This window comes from Nocardia sp. NBC_01503 (genome assembly GCF_036327755.1).
Classification (GTDB): Bacteria; Actinomycetota; Actinomycetes; order Mycobacteriales; family Mycobacteriaceae; genus Nocardia.
The window spans coordinates 7,607,635-7,629,863 of the sequence record NZ_CP109596.1; the positions used below are offsets into that span (position 1 = coordinate 7,607,635).

The window sequence follows — 22,229 nt, forward strand, 5'->3', positions numbered from 1 at the left end:
CCACAAATCAATCAGGTACCGAGTATTCGTGCACATTCGATTGGCAGCAATGGCCAAGTTCGCAGGGCATATCTGCAAAGATGCAGAAATGAGCGTGACCCCCGCCACTGCGCGACCCAATCCGGACGACCTGCTCGTACTGCTGGCGGTGGGGCGGACCGGCCGCTATGTTTCAGCAGCCGATGAGCTGGGACTGAATCACACCACCATCTCGCGGCGCATCGCCACGCTCGAGCACGCGCTGGGCGGGCGAGTGCTCACGCGCGGCGCGGGCGGATGGGAATTGACCGAACTGGGCCGAGAAGCGTTGGCGGCGGCCGAAACCATCGAATCCGCGGTGCGGGCGCTGGCCTCGGGAACCGATGGGATGCGGGTTCTCGAGGGTGTGGTTCGCATGTCCGCGACCGACGGATTCAGCGCGTATCTGGCCGCCCCGGCCATCGCACAGGTGCAGCGCGAGCATCCCAAGGTGACCGTGGAGATCATTACCGCGACCCGCCGGGCATCGCTGCAACGCTCCAGCCTCGATATCGAAGTGGTGGTCGGCAAACCCCAGGTGCGACGGGCCGAAGCCATTCCCCTCGGGGATTACACCCTCGCCCTCTACGCCTCCGAGTCCTACATCGCCGCGCACGGCTCCCCCGAATCCGTCGCCGACCTCTCGAATCACCCGCTGGTCTACTTCATCGACTCCATGCTCCAGGTCGACGACCTCGACCTGGCCCCCACCCTCTTCGCGCCGACGATGCGCGAATCCATCTCCTCCACAAACGTTTTCGTACACGTGGAGGCCACCCGCGCCGCCGCCGGAATCGGCCTGCTCCCCTGCTTCATGGCCGACCGGCATACGGACCTGCTCCGCGTCCTGCCCGGCCAGGTCGCCGTCCAACTCACCTATTGGCTGGTGACCCGGCCCGAAACCCTCCGGCGGCCGGAGGTGGCCGCCATAGTCCGCGCGTTGCGCGCCCAGGTCCTGTCGATGCGCCCCCAACTCCTGGGAGGCTCCCCCGCGGCCTGAATCGGTCAGAAGGGTTTGGTCGGAAGGTATTTACCGTCGAGGGTGATGACGGCGCGCTACCTTCGGGATCGGCGACCTTGCGGACATCCAGTATGAAATTGATGGCGCTGATGATGCCGTCGCCCAACTGTTCGTGCGCAAGGGCTTTGAGGGTGGTGCCGTAGACCTGGAGCATTTCGTAGAAGCGGTACACGGTCGGATCGGCGGGGACGCCGGTGAAAGCGCCTCGACTGGGGATGGTTCGCAGGAGTACGGCGGCGTCCGCGCCGAGGCCGAGGAGATCGGCGACCGCGGTATCGCAGCGCCGCCGCCATCGAATTCCAGCGCCGCACCGTGGCTCTCATTGCCGAACTGGGCTACGACCCGAACAGCCCGAAAGCGCCGTGACCCAGGTCACAGCATCGAGGTGTCATGTTCGGAAGCGCCCGGCTGTCCCATAGCCGACCACAACGAACGAGCACTGGGAGGCAAGGCCATGAACACCGAGAACACTCACGAGATCGTCGTACTGGGCGCGGGCTACACCGGCATGCTGGCGGCGGTGCGGGTGGCGCGCAATACTCGCAAGCTGAATGTGGCGGTGACACTGGTGAATCCGTCGGAGCGCTTCACCGAGCGGCTGCGGATGCACCAGGTCGCGGCCGGACAGGAACTGACGGTCTACCGCATTCCGGAGCTGCTGGACGGGTCGGGTGTGCGATTCGTCCGGGCCACCGCGACCGCCATCGATCCGGCCGCACACACCGTCACCCTCGACGACGGCGCGACGCTGACCTACGACACACTGGTCTACGCGCTCGGCAGCGGCACCGACACCGGCAATGCGCCCGGCGTCGCCGAACACGCCTGGACGCTCAACGATCCCCGTGCGGCACACCGCTTTTCGCAGCGGCTGACCGAGATCGCCGCGACCGGCGGCACGGTCACCGTCTGCGGCGGCGGGCTCACCGGCATCGAAGCCGCCACCGAAATCGCCGAGAGCCACCCGGATCTCACCGTCACCCTGATCAGCTCGGGCGAACCCGGCGCGATGATGGGCGACCGGGCACGCGTTCATCTGAACAAGGCCCTCGACCGCCTCGGCATCATCCGCAAGATCGGAGTGAAGGTCACCAAGGTGCTTCCCGACGCGGTCCGCCTGGACACCGGCGAACCGCTCGCCTCGGATCTGACCCTGTGGACCACCGGCGTCAAGGTCCCACCCCTGGCGGCACAGGCCGGAATCGCCACCGACACAAGAGGACTCATCATCACCGACCCCACCCTCCGCTCGATCTCACACCCCGAGATCCACGCCATCGGCGACGCCGCCGCCATCCGCATGCCCTGGGGCCAAGTGCACGGCACCTGCCAAACCGGCCTCCCCACCGCCGCCTACACCGCCGACACCATCGCGCGCCGACTCCGCGGCAAGTCGGTCGCTCCGTTCCGCATCGGCTACTTCCACCAGCCCCTCAGCCTCGGCCGCAAGGACGCCGTCATCCAGTTCACCAACGCCGACGACACCCCCAACCGCTGGTACCTCAAAGGTCGCCCCGCCGTCTTCTACAAGGCCTTCGTCAGCAGCACCCCACCCTTCGCCTACAAACTCAGCAAGCATATGAACGCCCAGGTCCAACTCACCAACGGCGGCCGCGCCACCCGCCGACTCGCATGATCCGCGGCGATCGGGGCCGGACGACTCCGGCCCCGCAGCGACCGAACTCAAGCCTGCGAATCCGCCACCGCCGGTGACTCGGATTGCTTCGGAGCGGCGGGAACCCAGCCGCGCAACGGTTGCACCACCGCCCCGTAGAACGCGTCGGTCGCCGAGGTCACGCTGGTGATGAAGCTCGTCGCGGTTCCCGAGCGGCGATTCCCCATGGGGAAGGACTGTTCCAGCGTGAACGAGGTGATCACCCCGGCACGGCCCGCCGTCAATACCTTGGGATTCGCCCGCACCGTATCCAGGTGCTCGCAGGTCTCATTGCCGGATTCGGAGAACACCGCCTCGACCTGGACGGTGCCAGATGCGTCCTGGAGCTGTTTCACCAGCCAGGACAGGCGACGACCGGAGGTTCCCTCATCGGGGGCGTCGAACGCGATATGACAGCGAATCCTGTTGGTACGCATATCCGCGACTATCTGCAGATCGCCCGCGGTATCGGGAATCCGCAGTACCGCTTCGAAGACGCCGTCGGCGGCCAATCGCTCGGCGACGGCGGCATTGCGGGCTGCCGGATCGGTGCGATATCGCCGGGGCAGTATATGTTTGACGGTCGCGCCCAGCTCGGCGGTGAGGCGCAGTCCGAGATGCCGCGAGAGCGACACCCAGGTTTCGGCGACCGCCAGGGCCTTCTGATCCCCGGCTCGCAGGGTTCCCGCCGCGACGGAATCCCGGACCGCGACCCAATGCCTGCCCATATCGACGAACTCCGCCGCACCCGAGCGCGGATGATCGAGATAGCGCAGGAATTCGCTCAGCAGCCACGCCTGTAGATCGTCCTCGATCCCGCCGTGCGACAGCAGCATTCGCGCCTCGTGTGCCACCTCCGCCCAGGACAGATGCCGTAGCGCGACCTTGGTGAGCTTGCGGCGATCGACCTCGACGGGGAGTTCACCGGGCCCGGCCGGAATATCATTGGACAGGCTCACCACCACGTCGTACTTCTTCTTACGCGCCACATCGAGATAGCTCTCCAGCTGCTCGCGTTTGAGCTTGCCGGTACCGGTCTTCACCTCGAGCAGGCCCGTCCACACCCGGCCGCCCCGCACCACCTTGAGGACCGCGTCCGGAATGACCGTCGCTTCACCGCGCTCGTACTGGACCTCGATGAAACCCTCGAAAACACCTGCGGGAGCACCCATTCGCGCACAAAGCGCTCGCGCGAAGGGGCGGACGGCCTGCATGGTCGCGATCAGCGCCGAGGTGGCCCGGCGCTCCTGCTCCTCACCCGCGCCGACCCCGACCACCGAGAACAGACGGGCGGGCTGCCACGAATCATGTTCGGCGAGCTTGAATTCGAGCGGTTTAACCTTCTTGGCAACCTGTTTGGTGGTGCGAACGCCCCGGGTGCGGCGGGCGGGGCCGGTCTTCGATTCTTCGAGCCGTGCGGTCCTCTCCTCGATCACGGCGACTTCGACGGTCTCCTCCACCACCAGCTCGCCGACCGGTGCCGATTCGGGTGCCTGGTCGCCATCCGAGTCGTCGTCGATCGCGACGCCGAAATCCGTTGCCAGACCCGCCAATCCGGAATCCCAGCCCTGCCCTACCGCACGAACCTTCCATACCCCCGCCCGCCGGTACACCTCGCCGAACAGGAAGGCCGACTCTGTCGTGGCGTCCGCGGTCACATACTCCGCCAGCGGCTGTCCGGCCCCGTCGATGACGCAGAACGCGATCTTGCCCAATTCGCCGAAGGTGCCCGCACCGACGCTCGCCGCGAGTGCCACCGAGTGCACATCATCCGGAAGCGCCGCCAATTCGATGGCAATCCGGGTCTGCGCACCTTCTTCCGTCGCGCTCGAACCCAGGAATCGCACCGAACCATCAGTCGACTCCGGCTGGTTGTAGAAGACGAAATGACTGTCGGAGAGCACTTTTCGGTCCTCCCCCAGCAGCAGTGCGGAGGCGTCGACCGCGACCTCCGCCTCCGCCCATCCGATAACGACGTCAACGCGCTCGACGTCGGCGGGCAGCGCCACATTCTGCCCCTTGGAAAGTATCGAAGACGTCAAAGCATGCCCCTTCACGATCAGCCGCGCACAATCACGCGCATTCCAGATTCACAGACGGGACGAGCGAAGTCACTGCCCGGCGAGGTGACGAACTGTGCCAATTCACGCGACACGCCGTGGCGACCTCGACTATCGCGACAAAGTGGGCATTCGTGTGGTAACGGGCCAGTACCGGTGGGCTGAGAAATTGCGGAAATCCGGTTTGTCGGGATTCGATTCTTGGTACGCATAGGTCGGCTGCAGGTCAGCCGAAATCGATTTGTGACAGGAACTCCTATCGTGCGGAAGAAGGAGCCATGACGATCAATCGATTTACCGCAACAGCCGTGCTCGCGATCGGAGCAACGGTTCTCACCGGCGGTATTGCCGCCGCGGAGCCCGAGGTGGATCCCGGGCCCGGTATCAGCGTGCAACAGGCGGATCCCGTCGAGGATCCCGACGCGACAATGCATCAGTGCAACGCTTTGCTCGGTGCGCTCGTCGGCGCGGCCATCGGCGGTACGGGTAGCGCGCTTCCCGGCGCTCTCATCGGCGCGGCGATCGGTGCCGCGATCGGATGGTCGCTGCTCTACCCGCCCGGCCCCCCGCTGGCCTGCTGGCAGCCCGCGCCCAATCCCTAGTGGCACGCGAGCTGGGTGAGCCCACCGGCGTCAACCGGTGGGCTCACATATGGATGTCGGGTCAGTCGTTGTCCCACCCGCAGATCGGGCCATTCTCGGTGGTCCGCACCGTCGCGGCACAGCCGTATTCAACGTTGTGCGGGCAGGTCGCGGAGAAATATCTCGAAGGCGTCCGGTTGGACCGCGATACTGCCCGCGAACGGTTGATCGAGCATTTGGATCAGCGCCATCACCAGCATGATCAGCACCGCCAGCGAGCTGCCGAGCAACAGATGTGTCCAGAATTTGGGCAGGCCGAAGACGAAGGTGAATCCGACGGTCACCACCGCGCCCAGGGCCAATGCCATCCACAGCGCGGGCGGCACATTGTGGCCGCTCTGACTGAGTCGTTCACGGCGCGCCGCCGCGAGGTCGTTGACGGTCGAGAGTGAGTGTTCGTAGACGGACTGCGAACTCGGGGTATCGGACGGCAGCGCGTTGATCTGCTCACGCATGCGATACACCAGCGCGGTGGCCTCGGGACTGTATTCACCACGCGCCAGCCGCGGCCATTCCTTATCTATGACGACCCGGGCGTACTGCTTGGTGGTCGCCTCCAGATCACGCCCGAACTCCGGCGGCAAGGCCCGGGTATTCCAATACAGCGCACCGAGCTCATTGGCCTCGGAGAAGGTATTGCCCCGGGCCTCCTGCAACGAATTCCACTCGTTCACCACGACGAATGCCAGCAGCACCGCATACAACGCGCCGATCACCTGGAAAACCAATCCAGCGACCTCATTGTGGTCCGAGGGTGCGCCACGCCGCAGGGAACGCCGCAGCAGCGGGATGCCACCGGCCACCGTCAGCACCGGAACAATCATTGCGAATGACGCCCACGACATCGACGATCTCCCTGAATCGAAGGAATTAGCGCGCTGGTGCCGCCGAAAGACGGTACCTGCGCGTCTCCCCACTTCCCCGCAACCCGCCCGCACCCCATCTACAATTCTTCTTCGAGATCGCGTTACCGCAATTCGGCATCGACACAATCGGTCACTGAAACGGAGCGGACGATGATCACTGCGGGAAATCTATTGCGGGAAAACGCATTCCACCGAGCGGGCACCCTGGATCACAGCGAAGAACTCCCGCCATCGTTCTGGCCCGGACACTGCGCGGCGGGATATCGCGTCTGGTATCAGGGCATCGGCTACGACGGATCGGGCCGAATCGTCTCCGGATCGGTATTCGTACCCGCGGGTGAACCGCCCGTCGACGGCTGGCCGGTGATCAGTTACGCGCACGGCACCACCGGACTGTCGGACCGCACCGCGCCGTCCGTGGCCGGACTGTCGCGACCGGAGAGCCGGCACGTGGGCATGTGGCTCGAGGCCGGATACGTCGTGACCGTCACCGACTACGAGGGGCTGGCCTCCGCCGGCCCGCATCCGTACTTCAACGGCGAGGCCGCCGCCGACGATGTGGTCGATATCGTCCGCGCCGCGCACCAGCTCGGCCATCGGCTGAGTCCCCGCTGGGTCGCGGTCGGCTTCTCACAGGGCGGTCACGCCGCACTGTTCACCGGATTGATGGCCACGAAATACGCTCCGGAGCTCGACTTTCGGGGCACGGTGGCGCTGGCTCCGCCGGTCGAGGTTCCGATGATCATCGATCTGCAGACGGCCGAGGACAGCGCCGGGGTCACCCTGTTCCTGCCCTATCTGCTCGCCGGATTGCGGACCACCCGCGGCCTGGACACCCACGAGTTCATGACCGGTCTCGGGCGACGCCTGGTGGAACTCGCCGAGCACGCGCCGGTGCGCGATATCCACTACGCGGTCGCCCTGCTGACCAACGAGGACATCGGCACCACCGGTCTGAGCGGACGCCCCGGCGTCGAGGAGATGCTGCGCGCCTGCCGGGTGCCCTCGGCCCGATTCGATCGACCGGTCATGCTGGCCGCGGGCACCGCCGACGATGTGCTGCCCATGGTGGTGGTCACCCATTTCGTCGATGAGATACGCAGGGCGGGAACGGATATCCACCTGACCACCTGCACCGGAATCGATCATTCGGGCATGCTGTGCGCGGTACCGGAGATGCTCGCCTGGGTCGGCGAGCGCATGACGGCACCGTCGGTCGCCGAATCGCTCAGCGCCAGACACGGATTCGGACTGCTCGACATCACCGGCGACGGCTATCTGACCGCCGATGACTACGAGGCGTTCGGATTGCGGTTGGTGCAGGCGTTCAACGAAGCCCCCGGATCGCCCCGGGCCATGGCGGTGCGCTCGGGGTACCGGGCGCTCTGGCGATCGATGGCCGAGCGGGCCGATGCCGACGGGGATGGGCGCATCACCGTCACCGAATTCCTGGACTGGCTCGAAAACCATTGGGACAATGACGGATTCGATCGCGATATCACCCCGCTGGCGCAATCGGTCATCGATCTGGCCGATGCCGACCGCAACGGCGTGCTCGATCGAGCGGAGCTGATCGAACTGCTCGTCGGCTGCGAACATACGCCCGCCGAGGCGAGCGCCCTGTTCGACCGGCTCGATATCGACGGCTCCGGCACCATCACCGCCGACGAGCTCATCACCGCCATTCGCGAGTTCTGCCTCGACCCGACCCCGGATAAACCGGGCGCGTGGCTATTCGGGCGGTTCCGATGAGGAGCCCGCTACCGACAGCCGTTCTCGGCGGTCTCCTGCTGATCATCGGTGCGCCACTGCTGCTGCTGGCTCGACTGGTCGTGCTGCTGCCGGGTTTCCCGGAGGCGATGCGGGGCCGGGCTCGCCTGCTCTTGCTCTCGGCCGCATTCCTGCTCGTGTATGAGATCGACGGCCGATCCGGGCGAGAGATTCGGCGGTCCGGGCGACAGGGCGGGTGCGACCGCCTCGCCGCGCTGAACCGGCGGTTCTACGGATGGGGGTTCGCCGTGGCGGGCATCGAGCTCAATTGCGCTCCGCCACCGCGTATTCCGGCCGATCGCCCGGTGATCGTGCTGGCCCGGCACGCCGGTGCCTTCAACAGCGCGCTGATGGCTCATCTCATCGCCCGGGATCTGGGCCGGGACACCTACACCATCGCCAAACGCTGCGCGGCCCTCACGCCCGGACTGCGCGCGGTATACGCGGACTCCGGCGTGGTGTTCTGCCGATTCGACCAGGAGGGCAAAGCCGTTGCACTGCAACAGCTTCGAAAACAAGCCAGCGGTGCGCTGCCCAGCGACGCACTGCTGCTGTTCCCGGAGGGGACGAACTATTCGGTGAAGCGCTGGCGGCAGGCCATCGAGACCATGCGGGCCGCCGGCCGGGACGCGCACGCCATCCAGGCCGAACAGTGCCCGCACGTGATGCCGATTCATCCGACCGGAGCCTGGATGCTCGCCACCAGCGCGCCGACCGCGGATGTGGTCGTGCTCGCGCAGACCGGACTCGAGGATCTGACCGGTGCCGACGGGCTGGGTTATCCGTCCATCGGCACCGGCGAGGTGCGAGTCGGATGGTGGCATATTCCGGCCGACGAGGTGCCGCGCGAGCGCGCCGAATTCGCCGCCTGGCTGCGCGGGCAGTGGCGGGAGGTCGATTCCTGGATCGCGACCGCCCGCAGCGCCGGGACCATGGAAGATGTTGCGGCCGTTCATCCTTCGAAGCCACTCCGCCCGGTCCACTGAATCAGTTCGGGAGCCGCGATCATATGAGCAACACCACGACAGGGCCCGTCCCCCACACCGCCTTCGTCCTGGGTGGCGGCGGTATGCTCGGCGGCTATCAAGTCGGCATGCTGCGGGCACTCGCCGAATACGGCATCACACCGGATCTGGTCATCGGCACCTCGGTCGGATCGATTCAGGGCGCGATCCTGGCCGCACCCCGCACCGGGAACACCATCGACGCCCTGACCGCGTTCTGGCATGACGCGCTGACCGAGAAGGTCATGGGCGTTCCGGTGCGTTCCCTGCTCACCAATCTGGTGCGGCTGCGGCCCGCGCTCGCCACCCAGGACGCGCTGCGCGAGGTATTGGAACGGCATGTGGGCGTGGACACTCGAATCGAGCAGCTCGGGATTCCCTTCCAATGCGCGGCGGCCTCGATCGAACGGGCGACGGCGCGGTACTTCGACTACGGACCGGTGATACCGGCGCTGCTGGCCTCGAGCTGTATTCCCGGACTGTGGCCGCCGCTGCGGATCGGGGCCGAGCACTATATCGACGGCGGTGTGGTGGAGACGGTGCCGTTCACCCGCGCTGTCTCCTTCGGCGCGAAGGAGATCTATGTGCTGCGGCTGCGCCAGCGCGAACTGCCGTTGAAATCTCCGCGCCTGCCGTGGCAGTTGGGGCAGACCGTGTTCGAGGTGTCCCGGCGGCATCGGCTCGGGCAGGTGATCAATATGCGCCCGGCCGGGGTGACGGTACATCTGCTGCCGACCGGCGAGGATCTGCTGGAGCCGCCGGACACCGGGCTGTACACCACCGTGCAGCAGCAGCTGGAGATCTTCGAGCGCCGGGTGACGGCCGGATATCGGAGCACGGTGGACTATCTGAGCGCGACCGAGGAGCGCAAGACCGCGATCATCAGGTCACGCACCCGGGAGCCGAAGCGAATCCCTGTGCACCGCAACCACTCCGAGTTCGTGCGAGATAAGCTCGCCCGATTCTTCGACCTCTTCGACCATGACGGCGATCAGCGGGTCTCCAGCGCCGAATACACCGCGGCCGCCGATCGAATCTGCGTCGCATTCGCCTGCCCACCCGAAAGCGCCACCGGCACAAGACTTCACACCGCCATCGCCGAGTTCTGGGCCGGACTCTGCCGCGAAGCGGGCACCGATCCGCGCGGCCAGCTGAACCGCGACCAATACGTCGACGCCCTGGCGCGCCTGACCACCAACCCCGCCGACTACGACAAACACGTCCTGCCCGCCATCGCCGCCATCCTGGCCGCCGCCGACCACGACCGCGACGCGGTCCTGAACGTCGACGAACTCCACCATCTCCTCACCGCCCTGGGCGTGGACACCTCCGGCATCCACGCGGTCTCCCTGCGTCTGGACACCAATAACGACGGCGTCCTGAGCCTCGACGAACTCGACGAAGCCTTCGCCGACTACTTCACCAGCGAAGAACCCGGCGCTCCGGGCAACCTCCTGTTCGGCGCATAGCGAAAACCCATGCGTAGTCGGCGGCGGCTTCGGGGCTCACTCGCGCGCCGGGGCCACCAATCCCAGATCGCCGTCATAGCGGCGATAGAGCAGACGGCCCCGGCCGTCATCCGTCGCGGTGTAGAACAGGAACGGCAGCGCGTACGCGCACAAGCGCGCTGCCGCATCGGCGTCGGTCAGTATCCGAGTCGGATGCGGATTGACGGTCAATCGCAGGTCGCCCGCGATCCGCGGCGGGTGCATGCGACGCTGCCTGGCCATCCGAACACCCAGCGGCCCAGCCCAATACACGATCGCGTCCTCGCCGGTCGCGAGGTCGGTGAACAGATGAGCGTCATAGTCGAGAGCGTCCATGGCGCGCACCGCCGCGATCGGATCGCTGATTCGCGGTTGGCAGATCTTGCGGTGCACGATCGGGCGCTCATCGGTGACGTACGCCAGCGGCGCGCGCCCCGGATCGGGCTCCCAGCGCGGCGGCAGGGCGGCCGCGAGCCGATCGAGTTGACTGTCCAGGCGCGCCGCGGCGAAGGTGAGGGCGAAGCCGCCCGGCCCGGCGATCTGGGAGCGCACCGCCCGGCCGCCGTAGTCGACATTCACCTGCGCGACGTTCTCACCGTCGGCGTACCCGCGCGCGGTAATGCGCACGCGCGCATCGTGTTCGGCACCGTGCCTGTGCAACACCCGGGCGATCGCCCGCTCCGCACGCCGAACCTGTGCCGATGAAACCTCTCCGCAAGCGCTCACTTGCACGTTGGGCTGCACCGCCGACCACACCTCACCTGTTATCACGAGCCGACGACCTCGCTTCCTGTCCTCGACGAACCGGCTTCCGCAAGCACCCATGGCACCATCACGACCTACCCGCCAAACAGGGCCGAAAGTCCTTCGCGGGCATCGATGCGCGGGCGAACCGCTGCCACGAGACATCAATCGTGATCGGCATTTGCAAGGACGGAATTCACACATTCGATCCAGACTTAACCAATTCAGCTTTCCGGGGTAAATATCTAACTGCGGATAAATACATACCGAGCAGCCCATAATAAGACCATCCGATGCCAAACCGTTATTTCCGATTCGAAGCAAGGTTCTATCCGAATAGGATACATTTCAGACCCTTGGGTGGCGGCTCCAAATCTCGAGTCGCGCCATTGCTTCACAATTTTGGAGATAGTTATGAGATCTGCCGCATCCGTGCTGCTTCGAGCCGGTGTCGTTACTCCGGTGGCGCTTGCCACGCTCTTCTGTCTGGCCGCACCCGCGAATGCCACCCCCGTCACCGTGAACTGGAGTTGCCAGGGCACCATCTTCGGCATCGGACAGACCTCCAGCATGACCACCTCGGTCGACGGGACCGCGCCGAGTACGGCGACATCCGGCTCGGCCGTGGCCATCACCCTCACCCCGGGCGTATCCACGGTTCCCAGTTCGGCCTCCGGCTTCAGTGTGACGAATATCAGCAACCTGAAGATGATCTTCCCGACCCCGGCGAATTCGACGCTGGTCTCGGCCTCCGCCTCCGGCGGCACCGTGGCCGGCACCGTCAGCACCTCGGGCGGCAATGTCGTTCTCACCGTGCCGGGCCCGATCGCGGGCGGCTCCAGCTTCACCCCGCCGGCGGTCACCATCAATGTCACCGCCGGAACCCCCGGAACACCGATCACCAGCAAATACGCCGGGACCAGTTATGCCAATCCGGGCATGACCATGACGACCAAGGTGGCATTCGTGGGCAATGTGGCCACCGCGTGCTACCCGAATCCGTCCCCGACGCTCACCACCACCGCCGTCAGCTGATCCCTTGGCAGTGTGGTGAATACCTGGATCGGGCTATTACCGACAGCCCGGTCCAGGTACGGTGAGTCCTTTTGAGAGGTTTCATGCATCCAGTGGCTCCGATCGCAATAGAGCTCAGAAAAGCGCTGGAGTTCTATCACGGAACCCTCGAGGATCTGGCCCGCGAATTGATCCGACTGCTCGGCGTGAACGAGACCGATCGACGCGCGCTGGAAATCGTCCTACTCGGAGACGGAAAGTCCACCACACCGGGAATGCTGGCCGAACAACTCGGCCTCACCGCCGCGGGCGCCACCATCATGCTCAACCGCCTGGAGAAGCAGGGCTATATCGCCCGCTCCCTGCACCCCACCGATCGCCGCCGCGTCATCGTGGTCGCCACCGATCTCGCCGCCCGCCGCGTCCAGGATCTCATCGCACCGCTGGTCGACGAGGGCTACCGAACCATGCTGAGCCGATACGACCACACCGAACTGGAACTGATCGCGGGCTTCCTCACCCGGGTGAGCGAACTACAGCAGAGCCACCGGCAACGCCTGCGCGATATGGACCCGTACCCGCGGCCGTGACGGATCGATCCGCTACATCGGTGTGACCGCACGGACGACGAGCATGCGCTGCGGACTCGGGCAGATCAGGCTGTCCCAGGGCAGCCACTGCGATTCGGTGTTGTCCGGCGGGTAGACGCGCAGGGTGTTGGTGCGCAGGGCGGCACAGTCGTTGATCTGCTTGGGATAGGTGATGAATTCGAACTGGGCTGCCGCGCCCGGGGCGAGGACGACCGGAACGGGTTTGGGCGCCTGCGGGCCCTGATCCCGTTCCGCGGGTTCACCCACCGGATCACCGCTGGGACCGTTGGTCTGCGAAACGCCCGGGAACCCTTGCATCACACAGGTTCGCGAACTGTTGTTGATGAACCTCAGGAACCAGTCCCCGCCCACCGGGCCACCGACTCCCTTGTCCAGGCTGAGCTGTGCCGTCACGCACTTGGGGATGGCGGTGTCGACGGAGGTCGTCGGGTCGGCGACGGGACTTCCGGTCGTGGGCACGGCACTGGTTTCGGAGTTGCCGCCACCGGATTCGGTCGCGTTGCCCGGTTGGGTCGGCTGCCCGGATTGCGTTGGGGCCTGCGATGTTTGGCCCGCGGGGATGGTGGTGGGCAACGATCCGGATGTGGAGTTCGGATCGCAACCGCTGACGGTGACGGCCAGGCCCGCGGCGACGCAGGCGACGATTAGTGACTTGATCCGCATGAGATCCCCTCGAGTTCGATTACCGTAACCGTTCGTACGCAAGCAGCACATCGAGCCGCACCCGCTCCTGTTACGCCAGGGCACCGGCAGCAACCCCCGTAATCGACTGCGGTTCAACACAGTTCACCCCCGTACCGCCGGAAACCCCCTGCTCCGGGCACCTTCGGGCAAAACGTTAACACCGGCCCGCACGAGCTGTGCCCCAGAAAGTTGGGGCCCGCCGGGCGGGCGCGCACCCATGCCGCTCCGGCTGTCGGCCGGAGTCGATCGCTCTGTTCGCCGACTCTTCGCTCAATACGCCTCATGAGTCGATGTGGTTGCGGGGAAGCAGCAGGCCGATGATTGCGATCGCGACACCGAGCCCGGCCGCCAGCAGGAAGACCACGCTGTAGCCGGTGGCGAGACCGACCGCCGGGCTCTGCCCGGATTCATGCGCGGTCCCGGCCGCGGCGACCGCGGCCAGCGCCGCCAGGCCGATCGATCCGCCGGATTGGTTCGCGGTGCCGGCGATCCCGCCGACGATTCCGGCATCGCTGTCCGAGACCGCGGCGGTTGTGGTGGCCATCAGCGTGGGGAAGGTCAAGCCGATGCCGATCGCGATGACCAGGGTGGGCCCGAGCACCGCGGTGAGGTAGGCGCTCCCGGCATGGGCCTGGGCGAGCCAGACGAAACCGACCACGAGACAAGCACATCCGGCCAGCAACACCGCCCGCGCCCCGATGCGCGGCAGCAGTGCCGCGGCCACCCGGGCGATGACCAGGAACATGACCGCCGCGGGGGTCTGCCCGAGACCGGCGTGAAATGCGTCGTAGCCCAATACATTCTGCAGAAACAGTGAGGTGAAGTACCACATCGCGACGGCGATACCGCCGAACAACAGCAGCATGCCGCCACCGAGGGCGACCCGTCGAATTCCGAAAAGCCGCAAGGGCATCAGCGGTTGAGCGGCGAACCGCGCCTGCACCACCGTGAAGATCACCAGCAGCAGTACCCCCGCACCCATCGCGCCGAGCACCGATGGCGATGCCCAGCTGTGGTCGGCGGTGCGCATAACCCCGAGGATCAATAGGGCCAATCCGGCTGTCCCGGTAATGGCACCGGCGAGATCCAGCGTCGCCTTGTTCCGGATTTGCTTGCCGGACAGGGCCATCCACGCCAGGGCGATGAGTATCGCGCCGATCGGAACATTGATCAGGAAGATCCAGCGCCAGGAGAGCCCGGTGGTGATCGCACCGCCCGCCAGCGCACCCGCCATCCCGCCGACACCGCCGGAGGCGGACCAGGCGCCGAACGCTCGGGCCCGCGCATTCGGCTCGGTGAAGCGGGTGTGCAGCACCGCCACCGTCGCGGGCGCCAGCAGCGCGGCGCCCAAGCCCTGTGTCACCCGGGCCGCCACCAGCACTCCCGGCGCCATTGCCAGGCCACTGACCAGGCTCGCCGCGGTGAACAGGGCCAGTCCCCCGATCAGTACGCGCCGCTGCCCGAACAGGTCCGCGGCGCGTCCCCCGAGGAGCATGAATCCCCCGAAGGTCAACAGGTAACCGTTGACCACCCAGGCAATCCCGCTGGCGCTGAAGCCGAGGTCGTGCTGGATGGTCGGCAGCGCGACATTCACGATCGACGAATCCAGAATGACCATGAATTGACTGGCGCACACCAGGATCAGCACCAACCGCGTCGAGTCGACACGGGGTACGGCCTGCCGGGGCGAGATACCGATGTCGGTCATGAGCGTCCTCGTCTCCCATGTAGAGTTAGTTATGCGCATAACTGTTATGCACATAACTAAAATCTGTCAAGGAGTGCCCGTGGACTTCGAGCAAGCCGACGCCCTCAACCAGGCCATCCGCCTGTTGACCCTGCGCCACCGCGCGCGGGCCGCTGCGCTACTGGCCCCGCTGGGCCTGCACCCCGGTCAAGAGGCACTGCTGCTCGAACTCGACCGGGTCGGGCCGACCATCCAGGCCAAGCTCAGCGACGCGCTGGGCTGCGAACCGCCCAGCATTACGATCATGGCCCGCAAACTCGAGGCATCCGGTCATATCCGTCGCACCCCCGCCCCCGACGACCGACGAGCCAGTATCGTCGAACTCACCGAAAGCGGCAGGGAGCTGACCGAGCGGATCAAACATCTGTGGCATGCCCTGGCCGAGGAGACCGTCACCGGCCTATCCCCCGAAACCGTCACGGCGCTACCGCAATTGCTCAACACCCTGACCGGCAATGTCGACTCGAGACAGGGTGGCCGCGCAGCAGGCACTCGAAATGCGCATGGTCTTCACGATGAATGAATAGGGTGGATGAATGCGTGCGTGGCGTGTGGAGAAACCCGCGGCGATCGATGACGGGCCGCTGCGGTTCGACGAGGTAGCGGTTCCCGAGCCGGCGACCGGCGAGTTACTGGTGCGCGTGCTCGCCTGCGGCGTGTGCCGGACGGATCTGCACGTGACCGAGGGAGATCTGCCGGTACACCGGGTGGGGGTCATCCCCGGGCACGAGGTGGTCGGGGAGGTCGTAGCCCTGGGGTCCGGTAACTCCACGGAATTCGATATCGGTGACCGGGTGGGTATCGCATGGCTGCGGCACACCTGCGGAGAATGCCGTTACTGTCTGCGCGGAGCCGAGAATCTGTGCCCGCGATCGCGCTATACCGGCTGGGACGCCGACGGCGGATACGCCGAATATGCCACGGTCCCCGCCGATTTCGCGCTCCCGCTACCGTCCGGCTACACCCCGGCCGAACTCGCGCCGCTGCTGTGCGCCGGAATCATCGGATATCGGGCGCTCGAACGCGCGGCACTGCCCGAGGGCGGGCGACTGGGGATCTACGGGTTCGGCGGCAGCGCGCACCTCGCCGCACAGGTCGCATTGGCTCGCGGCGCGGAAGTCCATGTGATGACCCGGGATTCGGCCGCCCGAGCGCTCGCCCTGGAGTTGGGTGCCAGCTCCGCGCAGGGCGCGGCCGACCCACCACCCGTGCCGCTCGATTCCGCGATCCTGTTCGCACCGGTCGGCGATCTGGTGCCACCGGCCATGGCGGCCCTGGATCGCGGCGGAATACTCTCCATCGCCGGTATCCATCTCAGCGATATCCCGCCCCTGAACTATCAGCGACATCTATTCCAGGAGAGGGAGATTCGCTCGGTCACCGCCAATACTCGCCGGGACGCGCGCGACTTCCTGACCTTCGCCGGTGAGCACCACCTGGAGGTGACCGTGCACCCGTACCCGCTCCAGCGAGCCGATCACGCGCTCGCCGACCTGGCCCATGGCCGTTTCGCGGGCGCCGCGGTCCTGCTGCCCTAGTCGCTCGGTGATGCCGACCTGCGAGCTGGTTTCCGTAGTAGTGACCCCGCGAAGTCGTTCGACACCGGCCGCACGAGAATTCGCCCGCAGCAACAAAATTCGAAGAGTCGTTGTCTGATGGCTCACAGCTCGAGGTTTTCGGCGGCGATCGTGGCATAGTTGGCGATTGAGAACGGGCGGCTTGTCAAGAAATTTGCCCGGCTCATCTACAGAAAAGAAGTTGTAAACAGCATGACTCAAGGCAGTGTTAAGTGGTTCAACGGCGAAAAGGGCTTCGGCTTCATCGCTCAAGATGGAGGCGGCCCCGACGTCTTCGTGCATTACTCGGCCGTCAGCGGCGCGGGTTACAAATCCCTCGATGAGGGTCAGCGTGTCGAGTTCGCGGTAGAGCAGGGCCAGAAGGGCCTGCAGGCCCAGGACGTCCGCGCCATCTGATTCAGCACGACTTGTCGAAAGCTTCGCACCGTCAACGGTGCGAAGCTTTTTTCGTTGTGACGCTTTTATGCAAGAACACGGTTCGCCGCGGGCATACGCTGAAGACGATCAGCCCATGGAAGGTGAATCCCATGACCGGATACGTCGCCACCGCGGAGACCGATATCAGCGCTTCGCCCAAGCAGGTGTGGACCACGCTGACCGACCCCGAACAGATTCGCGAGTTCATGTTCGGGGCGCACGTGCACACCGACTGGCGGGTGGGCCACCCGATCGTCTGGTCGGGCGAGTACGAGGGAAAACCGTACGAAGACAAGGGCGAGATCCTCGCATTCGAGCCCGGCCGCCTACTGCGAGTGACTCACTACAGCCCACTCACCGGCCAACCCGATATCCCGGAGAACTACCACACCCTCACCTACGAGCTGACCGACAACGGCGCGACCACCCACCTCACCCTGAGCCAGGACAACAACGCCAGCGAGGAAGAGGCCGACCACGCACGCGGCATGTGGCAGACCCACGTCAGCGGTATCAAGAAGGCCGCCGAACACGGTTAGCACGGCCGCACACGGCGCATCCGATCCGGACAGCCTGAGATCATGTATTGATGAGTAGCTGGCTGGAACTGCCCGGGGACGAAGAGGTGCGAGTGGTTGGTGAGCCGGTGCCCGGGACACGTGAAGTGCGGTTCGGCATGGCCGAGTTGCGGGCGGACGCGTATCGGCCGAATGCCTGGTTGCTGACCGTGGACGGTATCGCCCAGTCGTATGTGGACCTGGATGATCCGACCTTTCTCGAGCTGGATTATGTCCGGTTCATGGGCTGTGTCGTCGATTCCCTGGAACCCTTCGATGCCGCGCTGGATGTGGTGCATATCGGCGGTGGCGGTGGCACGTTCCCGCGCTATCTGTCTGCGCTGCGGCCCGGTTCGCGGCATCTGATCATCGAGGCCGATGGGGCTTTGGCGGAGTTCGTCGACGAGCGATTGGGCTTGCGCTCGGTGCCGGGGGTGGAGCTGCGAATCGGTGATGGCCTCTCGGAGATCCATACCTTGTCCGCGGCCTCGGCACATCTGGTGGTGGCGGACGCGTTCGAAGGTCTGCGCATGGCCGAGGGCATCACCGGTGCCGCCTTCACCGCACAGGTGGCCAGGGTGCTGCGGACCGACGGCGTCTATCTGCTGAATCTGGTTGGCACCCGGCATCAATTGGACGAAATCCGCGCGGCATTTCCCCATCACGCGTTGCTGGACGGCGATGTGTTCGCCGGTTATGTCGGCAACCAGGTCCTGGCCGCCAGTCGTGTTCCCCTGCCTCTCGAAACGTTGTACCGGCAAGCGGAAGCGGCGTTCCCTCCGGTACGGGTGACGGTTCCGGATCGACCGCGATAGCCGCCCGCCGAAACTTCACACACAGGGATCTTGATCAAATTTGCCTGTTTCTGATTGCTTAAACCTGCAATATCGAAATCACGCATACAGGTGACTTTCGGCCCTTCTGGGCAACCCTGCGGCTTGGCATCCTTCTGATCTGAACGGCGCCGTGCGCCGTCCCGAGAAGTGCGACACGAGTGAGGTCCCGAGGTTGTTGTCTGCGAGTAAGGCATGGTCAACGGAAGCGTTTCCGGACATCGCCGTGGTTGTCAGCGGCCGAGTTCCGCGGCTCGAGAGCGAGCGGGTCGCGGGTGCGGCCGGCCGGCTGCTGGCGCGGTACCGCGCCAGCACATCGGCGCGGATACGAATCACCGGGTCCAACTGCGAGAGCGGACCGATTCTGGTCCAGGTGAACACACACCCGGCGGACACACCGCTCCGGGTGCAAACCCTCACGCACGGTCGCGGCGACGCATTGCCGGTGATCGTCAGGCTGGAGCGGCAATTGCGGATGGTACGCAAGACGTGGTCACCACGACCCTGGCCGGACCCCACCCGCCCCCCGCTGAGCGCACCCGGTCCAGGAATTCTCGTGCGTCGCAAGACCGTTGCGTTGCGCACCGCCGAACCGCTCACTGCGGCAGCGGTAATGGATGCGATGGACTACGACGCGCACCTTTTCACCGACGCCGAGACCGCTGAGGACTCGATCCTGTACCGCGCCCGGCAAACCGGGCTACGCCTGGCCCGGCAGCGTTGTGTCCAGCCACCGCGCAGCGCGCTGGCCAGTGCGGCCACCCCGATACCGCTGATCACCACTCCACGTCCAGCGCCGGTACTGACGGAGCACAACGCGGCTGACCGCGTATGCGAGTTCGGACTGCCGTTCCTGTTCTACACCGACTTCGATACCGGACGGGGCCACCTCATGTATCGCCGCTACGATGCCGACCTCGGCCTGATCACACCCGCCTCCAGTGCGGCGGCGTGCTCATGACAGGAATGGCGGATCAGATCGGTGACGAGTCCGGTTGCGAAACAGTCGAACTCGGACTCCGAGAAACGCTGCGGTTGCTTTCCGGCGCGGCATTCGGTCGCATCGTGTTCACTCAGCACGCCTTACCCGCGATCCGCCCGGTCAACCACTTCATAGACAACGGGGTGATCATCATCCGCACCCGGTTGTCGACACCTCTCGCGAACATCCCGCGAGCCGACGGCGGGACCGGTGAAGTAGTGGTGTACGAAGCGGATGAACTCGATCCGGTATCGCACACCGGCTGGAGTGTGGTGGTGACCGGATTCGCCCGCCCGGTCACCGATCCGGACCGGGTGTCCCGCTACGAGCGGCTGCTGCACCCCTGGGTGAACAGAACAATGAACGCGGTCATCGAGATCGAACCGAGAATCGTCACCGGAACCCGCCTCGTCCCCATGTGTGCTGACAAGCGCGACCTCCGGTTGTCACCCGCGGCGTCGATCCCGTCGCCCTGGTCAACGTTCGCATGAGACACCTGGGCAATGGATTCGCCGCGCCGAAGGAGGTCCGCGACGACCCGATCGCCGATCGCATGCCATAACCAGAGCACGGTGCGCGTTCCGTTCGTTAGTTGCCCAGCGAATACAGAAAATTCAGCGGGACTATAAAAGTCGATAAGACACGGTAAGGGCCGAGGGCCGCTTACTCGATAAGTGACGCAAAGAATAGAATAAAGTCGTACCGAAGTATCTTCGGACAGTTATCCTTTCACGCATACATCCGCATCACCCAGACTATTCTGTCCGACATGACATACCGATTGCGTACTGTGACATCGAGTTCCGGTTCCAGTGGCGTTTCCATTCGCGAGTACCAGTATTCGACAGTTCCCGAAATCCTCGAAGCCCTGCAACCGTTCGGGGTTTCACTCAGCACGGAGCAACTGCAGGCACAAGCCACCGGCGACCGATGGCAGGCGACGATGGACAAGGAAGGTTCCCGGACACAGTTGACGGTGTTTCTATCAGCCACCGACGGCCGTTGACCCCATCCCGCCTGCGGACACGAGCGCTCGACGCACCCACCGATCACGGCAGGATCGCCCGGTCGGGCAACATGCGGACGATGACAGCCTCCGATTGATCCATCAATATTGGCATTTGCTAAAGTTAGCAAGTATCTAAGGAGGCGACGGATGTGCTCGATCTCGATCAGTTCACTGCTCCGCGGACAGACCCTGCGCTGCAACGAGTGCGGCTTACTGTGCCGCACCTTCGCGATGCACAGCAAAGGTGGCGCCTGCCCGCGGTGCGGCGCACACAGTCTGGTCGCCTTGAGCGCCGGGGTGACCGATGCCCCCGTGGAGCACGCAACCCGCACGGGATCGCGATGACGTCGACACAGGGGTGCGAGCGCCCACTCCTCACGCTCGCGGTCAAATTGCCGGATCCCAGCCACACTCACTACACCTGGATCCCGTTCCGGCTCGACATCGAATTCGAGCCGACCTGGTGGAACGAACCGCGGTATCTCGACGACACCTTTCGATACGTCGAGGTTCGGATGAACGATACCGAGGTCGCCCGTATCGCCCTCAGCGAGGACATCAGCGTCGAGAACTACCCCACCGCACCACAACTCGGCGACGAGGCCCTCGAGATCCAACTGATCGAAGTCTCATCCAACTGCCGACGGCGGGGCGTCGGCACCGAAGTCGTCCGCGTGCTCGCCGAAGCCCACCCACATCGCCGACTGATCGCCTTCAGCGAGCAAGCGGACGACTTCTGGACTTCTCTCGGATGGCGACGCCACGACCATCCCCTCGGCCCGGCGTTCTACCGGCCACTGTTCATCCAGCCCAGCCCAGCCACGCGTTAGCGCGAAACCATCGGCCGGAGATTCACCGCAAAGTGCCCAAACCTCTCCTGCTTCATAATTTCTATATTTCGCAATCGGTAGAGTGATCAAGCAGTTTCTGATAGACCTTCTATCTGTGGACGATGCACTCCTCGAGGTTCTCGTCGACGCACCGGCCGGGCGGTAGCGCCATGGGTTGGATGCGGAAGATACTGCGGGTCGGCCGGGTGGCCGAGCCCCAACCCGCCGCACCGCCGCGCATCGAAGCCCCTGCGGCGGTGCGGGATTCGCTGCAATTGCGTCATGTGGACGTGGGCTCGTGCAATGGCTGCGAGGTGGAGATCTCCGGTGCGTTCGGGCCCATATACGATGCGGAGCGCTACGGCGCGCGGTTGGTCGCCTCGCCTCGGCACGGCGACGGATTGCTCGTGACCGGCGTGGTGACCCGGAACATGGCCGAGGCATTGCGGCGCACTTACGCGGCGACACCCGGACCGAAAGTCGTGATCGCCTGTGGTGATTGCGCTTTGAACCGAGGCGTGTTCGCGAACGCGTACGGCGTAGCGGGCACGGTTGGCGAGGTCGTACCCGTCGATGTCGCGATTCCCGGGTGCCCCCCGCCTCCGGAGGCGATAGTCGCGGCGCTACGGTCGGTGACCGGCCGGTGACCGCTACGGTCGAGGACGACCCACCAGCCCCATCGGTTCACTTGCGCGACAACACT

The 22,229-nt window shown here is 65.3% G+C and carries 23 protein-coding genes and 1 pseudogene; 18 read left to right on the forward strand and 6 right to left on the reverse strand.

What is annotated here, in order from left to right; genetic code table 11:
• Positions 1-88 precede the first annotated feature (88 nt).
• Positions 89-1,018, forward strand: a complete 930-nt coding sequence (locus tag OHB26_RS34985; protein ID WP_330181531.1) for a LysR family transcriptional regulator — start codon at positions 89-91, stop codon at positions 1,016-1,018.
• A gap of 5 nt (positions 1,019-1,023) precedes the next feature.
• On the opposite strand, the pseudogene cynS reads toward OHB26_RS34985, so the two are convergent.
• A pseudogene (cynS, locus tag OHB26_RS34990) lies at positions 1,024-1,307 on the reverse strand (cyanase); the annotation flags it as partial.
• Positions 1,308-1,493: 186 nt separating this feature from the next.
• On the opposite strand from cynS, the gene OHB26_RS34995 reads away from it, so the two are divergent.
• Positions 1,494-2,675, forward strand: coding sequence for an NAD(P)/FAD-dependent oxidoreductase (locus OHB26_RS34995; protein ID WP_330181532.1), 1,182 nt, complete (start codon positions 1,494-1,496; stop codon positions 2,673-2,675).
• A gap of 47 nt (positions 2,676-2,722) precedes the next feature.
• Here the strand turns inward: OHB26_RS34995 and OHB26_RS35000 are convergent, their stop codons facing one another.
• A complete protein-coding gene (locus OHB26_RS35000; protein ID WP_330181533.1) occupies positions 2,723-4,735 on the reverse strand; it encodes a TerD family protein in 2,013 nt (670 codons plus the stop codon).
• A gap of 296 nt (positions 4,736-5,031) precedes the next feature.
• Between OHB26_RS35000 and OHB26_RS35005 the strand changes: the two genes are divergently transcribed.
• Positions 5,032-5,355 (forward strand): hypothetical protein, encoded by a 324-nt coding sequence (locus OHB26_RS35005; RefSeq protein WP_330181534.1) that lies wholly within the window; start codon positions 5,032-5,034, stop codon positions 5,353-5,355.
• Between the two features lie 128 nt (positions 5,356-5,483).
• Here the strand turns inward: OHB26_RS35005 and OHB26_RS35010 are convergent, their stop codons facing one another.
• Positions 5,484-6,239 (reverse strand): bestrophin-like domain, encoded by a 756-nt coding sequence (locus OHB26_RS35010; protein WP_330181535.1) that lies wholly within the window; start codon positions 6,237-6,239, stop codon positions 5,484-5,486.
• 171 nt (positions 6,240-6,410) lie between these two features.
• Between OHB26_RS35010 and OHB26_RS35015 the strand changes: the two genes are divergently transcribed.
• The 3 genes from OHB26_RS35015 to OHB26_RS35025 are packed head-to-tail and all read left to right on the forward strand — an operon-like array spanning position 6,411 to position 10,503.
• Positions 6,411-8,012 carry a lipase family protein gene (locus OHB26_RS35015; protein WP_330181536.1) on the forward strand — a complete coding sequence of 534 codons (1,602 nt, stop codon included), beginning with the start codon at positions 6,411-6,413 and terminating at the stop codon, positions 8,010-8,012.
• Complete coding sequence (locus OHB26_RS35020; protein ID WP_330181537.1) at positions 8,009-9,016, forward strand: lysophospholipid acyltransferase family protein; 1,008 nt, start codon at positions 8,009-8,011, stop codon at positions 9,014-9,016. Before OHB26_RS35015 ends, OHB26_RS35020 begins: the two co-directional genes overlap by 4 nt.
• Before the next feature lie 23 nt (positions 9,017-9,039).
• On the forward strand, positions 9,040-10,503 hold the full coding sequence (locus tag OHB26_RS35025; protein ID WP_330181538.1) for a patatin-like phospholipase family protein: 1,464 nt from the start codon (positions 9,040-9,042) through the stop codon (positions 10,501-10,503).
• Between the two features lie 36 nt (positions 10,504-10,539).
• Here the strand turns inward: OHB26_RS35025 and OHB26_RS35030 are convergent, their stop codons facing one another.
• A complete protein-coding gene (locus tag OHB26_RS35030) occupies positions 10,540-11,148 on the reverse strand; it encodes a sigma 54 modulation/S30EA ribosomal C-terminal domain-containing protein (RefSeq protein ID WP_330181539.1) in 609 nt (202 codons plus the stop codon).
• Positions 11,149-11,679: 531 nt separating this feature from the next.
• Here OHB26_RS35030 and OHB26_RS35035 point away from each other — a divergent pair.
• Complete coding sequence (locus OHB26_RS35035) at positions 11,680-12,300, forward strand: hypothetical protein (protein ID WP_330181540.1); 621 nt, start codon at positions 11,680-11,682, stop codon at positions 12,298-12,300.
• A 92-nt stretch (positions 12,301-12,392) separates the two neighbouring features.
• Entirely contained in the window at positions 12,393-12,869 is a 477-nt protein-coding gene (locus OHB26_RS35040; RefSeq protein WP_330181541.1) for a MarR family winged helix-turn-helix transcriptional regulator, read from the forward strand.
• A gap of 12 nt (positions 12,870-12,881) precedes the next feature.
• Here the strand turns inward: OHB26_RS35040 and OHB26_RS35045 are convergent, their stop codons facing one another.
• Positions 12,882-13,553 carry a DUF4232 domain-containing protein gene (locus tag OHB26_RS35045; protein ID WP_330181542.1) on the reverse strand — a complete coding sequence of 224 codons (672 nt, stop codon included), beginning with the start codon at positions 13,551-13,553 and terminating at the stop codon, positions 12,882-12,884.
• Between the two features lie 301 nt (positions 13,554-13,854).
• Positions 13,855-15,282 (reverse strand): MFS transporter, encoded by a 1,428-nt coding sequence (locus OHB26_RS35050; protein ID WP_330181543.1) that lies wholly within the window; start codon positions 15,280-15,282, stop codon positions 13,855-13,857.
• A gap of 79 nt (positions 15,283-15,361) precedes the next feature.
• Here OHB26_RS35050 and OHB26_RS35055 point away from each other — a divergent pair, with 79 nt between their 5' ends.
• From OHB26_RS35055 to OHB26_RS35100, 10 genes are all read left to right on the forward strand, one after another.
• Complete coding sequence (locus OHB26_RS35055) at positions 15,362-15,844, forward strand: MarR family winged helix-turn-helix transcriptional regulator (protein ID WP_330181544.1); 483 nt, start codon at positions 15,362-15,364, stop codon at positions 15,842-15,844.
• Between the two features lie 13 nt (positions 15,845-15,857).
• Complete coding sequence (locus OHB26_RS35060) at positions 15,858-16,859, forward strand: zinc-binding alcohol dehydrogenase family protein (protein ID WP_330181545.1); 1,002 nt, start codon at positions 15,858-15,860, stop codon at positions 16,857-16,859.
• Between the two features lie 231 nt (positions 16,860-17,090).
• Positions 17,091-17,294 carry a cold-shock protein gene (locus OHB26_RS35065; RefSeq protein WP_330185873.1) on the forward strand — a complete coding sequence of 68 codons (204 nt, stop codon included), beginning with the start codon at positions 17,091-17,093 and terminating at the stop codon, positions 17,292-17,294.
• Positions 17,295-17,425: 131 nt separating this feature from the next.
• Positions 17,426-17,854 (forward strand): SRPBCC domain-containing protein, encoded by a 429-nt coding sequence (locus OHB26_RS35070; RefSeq protein ID WP_330181546.1) that lies wholly within the window; start codon positions 17,426-17,428, stop codon positions 17,852-17,854.
• Positions 17,855-17,904: 50 nt separating this feature from the next.
• Positions 17,905-18,687, forward strand: coding sequence for a spermidine synthase (locus tag OHB26_RS35075; RefSeq protein WP_330181547.1), 783 nt, complete (start codon positions 17,905-17,907; stop codon positions 18,685-18,687).
• 574 nt (positions 18,688-19,261) lie between these two features.
• Positions 19,262-19,666 (forward strand): sigma 54 modulation/S30EA ribosomal C-terminal domain-containing protein, encoded by a 405-nt coding sequence (locus tag OHB26_RS35080; RefSeq protein ID WP_330181548.1) that lies wholly within the window; start codon positions 19,262-19,264, stop codon positions 19,664-19,666.
• Complete coding sequence (locus tag OHB26_RS35085) at positions 19,663-20,178, forward strand: pyridoxamine 5'-phosphate oxidase family protein (protein WP_330181549.1); 516 nt, start codon at positions 19,663-19,665, stop codon at positions 20,176-20,178. The genes OHB26_RS35080 and OHB26_RS35085 overlap by 4 nt, the downstream gene beginning before the upstream one ends.
• Positions 20,179-20,456: 278 nt before the next feature.
• The gene (locus tag OHB26_RS35090) at positions 20,457-20,693 is read left to right on the forward strand and encodes a hypothetical protein (RefSeq protein WP_330181550.1); all 237 of its coding nucleotides are present in this window, start codon (positions 20,457-20,459) and stop codon (positions 20,691-20,693) included.
• 152 nt (positions 20,694-20,845) lie between these two features.
• Positions 20,846-21,526 (forward strand): hypothetical protein, encoded by a 681-nt coding sequence (locus OHB26_RS35095; protein WP_330181551.1) that lies wholly within the window; start codon positions 20,846-20,848, stop codon positions 21,524-21,526.
• A gap of 170 nt (positions 21,527-21,696) precedes the next feature.
• Entirely contained in the window at positions 21,697-22,173 is a 477-nt protein-coding gene (locus OHB26_RS35100) for an NADH-quinone oxidoreductase subunit B family protein (RefSeq protein WP_330181552.1), read from the forward strand.
• Positions 22,174-22,229 lie beyond the last annotated feature (56 nt).

Excerpts from the sequence above, each read along its gene's own strand:
- OHB26_RS35065 (WP_330185873.1), top strand. The coding sequence starts at position 17,091 with ATGACTCAAGGCAGTGTTAAGTGGTTCAACGGCGAAAAGGGCTTCGGC.
- OHB26_RS35085 (WP_330181549.1), top strand. The coding sequence starts at position 19,663 with ATGACAGGAATGGCGGATCAGATCGGTGACGAGTCCGGTTGCGAAACA.
- OHB26_RS35090 (WP_330181550.1), top strand. The coding sequence starts at position 20,457 with ATGACATACCGATTGCGTACTGTGACATCGAGTTCCGGTTCCAGTGGC.
- OHB26_RS35015 (WP_330181536.1), top strand. The coding sequence starts at position 6,411 with ATGATCACTGCGGGAAATCTATTGCGGGAAAACGCATTCCACCGAGCG.
- OHB26_RS35025 (WP_330181538.1), top strand. The coding sequence starts at position 9,040 with ATGAGCAACACCACGACAGGGCCCGTCCCCCACACCGCCTTCGTCCTG.
- OHB26_RS35050 (WP_330181543.1), bottom strand. The coding sequence starts at position 15,282 with ATGACCGACATCGGTATCTCGCCCCGGCAGGCCGTACCCCGTGTCGAC.
- OHB26_RS35005 (WP_330181534.1), top strand. The coding sequence starts at position 5,032 with ATGACGATCAATCGATTTACCGCAACAGCCGTGCTCGCGATCGGAGCA.
- OHB26_RS35075 (WP_330181547.1), top strand. The coding sequence starts at position 17,905 with ATGAGTAGCTGGCTGGAACTGCCCGGGGACGAAGAGGTGCGAGTGGTT.
- OHB26_RS35070 (WP_330181546.1), top strand. The coding sequence starts at position 17,426 with ATGACCGGATACGTCGCCACCGCGGAGACCGATATCAGCGCTTCGCCC.
- OHB26_RS34985 (WP_330181531.1), top strand. The coding sequence starts at position 89 with ATGAGCGTGACCCCCGCCACTGCGCGACCCAATCCGGACGACCTGCTC.
- OHB26_RS35100 (WP_330181552.1), top strand. The coding sequence starts at position 21,697 with ATGGGTTGGATGCGGAAGATACTGCGGGTCGGCCGGGTGGCCGAGCCC.
- OHB26_RS35045 (WP_330181542.1), bottom strand. The coding sequence starts at position 13,553 with ATGCGGATCAAGTCACTAATCGTCGCCTGCGTCGCCGCGGGCCTGGCC.
- OHB26_RS35060 (WP_330181545.1), top strand. The coding sequence starts at position 15,858 with ATGCGTGCGTGGCGTGTGGAGAAACCCGCGGCGATCGATGACGGGCCG.
- OHB26_RS35010 (WP_330181535.1), bottom strand. The coding sequence starts at position 6,239 with ATGTCGTGGGCGTCATTCGCAATGATTGTTCCGGTGCTGACGGTGGCC.
- OHB26_RS35035 (WP_330181540.1), top strand. The coding sequence starts at position 11,680 with ATGAGATCTGCCGCATCCGTGCTGCTTCGAGCCGGTGTCGTTACTCCG.
- OHB26_RS35020 (WP_330181537.1), top strand. The coding sequence starts at position 8,009 with ATGAGGAGCCCGCTACCGACAGCCGTTCTCGGCGGTCTCCTGCTGATC.
- OHB26_RS34995 (WP_330181532.1), top strand. The coding sequence starts at position 1,494 with ATGAACACCGAGAACACTCACGAGATCGTCGTACTGGGCGCGGGCTAC.